The organism is Amphibacillus sediminis NBRC 103570, from assembly GCF_001552275.1.
Classification (GTDB): domain Bacteria; phylum Bacillota; class Bacilli; order Bacillales; family Amphibacillaceae; genus Amphibacillus_B; species Amphibacillus_B sediminis.
On sequence record NZ_BCQW01000067.1, the window covers coordinates 1 to 1117 of the forward strand.

Annotated in this window: 1 protein-coding gene and 1 pseudogene; both read left to right on the top strand. The window is 36.8% G+C overall.

What is annotated here, in order from left to right:
• Nucleotides 1–215: pseudogene (locus ASE01S_RS16130) on the top strand (IS21 family transposase); the annotation flags it as partial.
• Between the two features lie 118 nt (nucleotides 216–333).
• Nucleotides 334–1053 (top strand): IS21-like element helper ATPase IstB, encoded by a 720-nt coding sequence (gene istB / locus ASE01S_RS15345; protein WP_067844167.1) that lies wholly within the window; start codon nucleotides 334–336, stop codon nucleotides 1051–1053.
• Nucleotides 1054–1117: the final 64 nt, after the last annotated feature.

Below are 1117 nucleotides of genomic sequence, written 5' to 3' on the forward strand. Positions count from 1 at the left end.
GCGCTATAAAGTATTCAAGTATCTATAACCAATTTCCATCTATTTGGACGGACTATTTAAGGAACTGTACAGAAGAAGAACAGAAGCGTGCTTTACGTTTATTAGGAGAACTTTTAAAGAATGACGATTTTTCATTACTGAATGAAGCTCTCGCGATCGCTTCTTCGCATGAACATCCAAGTCCGGACCAAATCAAGCATTGTTTTACACTATAATAAATCAAAGCAATACATACAAGGAGATAAGTCCAGCTATTAACCTACCAACTATGCCTGCGGCAACGAGGGGGCTTTCTCATTATGATTCTTCACTTCAAAGCGGAGGTGTTTCTTGATGAAAGAGCAAATTGAAGCATATGCCAAACGCTTGAAGTTGAGTTGGATTAGAGAGCATTACCATGAAATTAAAGCTGAAAATAATTATGATTATCTTCTTCAATTATTTGAAAAGGAGGTTCAAAATAGAGAAGAAAGAAAGGTGAACTTATTACTAAAGCAAGCACAATTACCAAAGACAGGTGACCAAGCCTTTCAATGGGAGCATATTCAAATCCCTCAGGGGATTGATCGAGATAGGATTCTCCAGGGGGAATTCATTCATGAAAAAGAGAATCTGATTTTATATGGTGGAGTCGGCACAGGAAAAACTTATTTGGCAACATTAATTAGCTTAAATGCCATACATAGGTACGGCACTAAAGTGAAGTTCTTTACATTGGCATCTTTAGCAAATAAATTAATAGAGGCGAACCAAAATGGTTCCCTCCCCAGGCTGATTAAGCAGCTTGAAAGACTAGATCTTCTTATATTAGATGAACTCGGCTATATCCCTCTTCACAAAGAGGGTGCAGAGTTATTATTTCAAGTAATCTCCATGTGTTACGAAAATAAGAGCCTGGTGATTACTACCAACCTTCAATTCGGACAATGGAATCATGTTTTCGGAGATCCAATATTAACAGAAGCTGTGATTGATCGACTGATTCATCATTCCCATTTACTCCTTTTTAACGGTGAAAGTTTCCGTTATAAAGAATCTTTAATACAGCAATAAATTGAGGCGGTAAGTGGCATACATTTTTAAATGCCATTTCATACATTTTTTACTTGCCAAATAC

Bases quoted from the DNA above. Each gene is read 5' to 3' on its own strand.
- istB (WP_067844167.1), top strand. From the start codon at position 334: ATGAAAGAGCAAATTGAAGCATATGCCAAACGCTTGAAGTTGAGTTGG.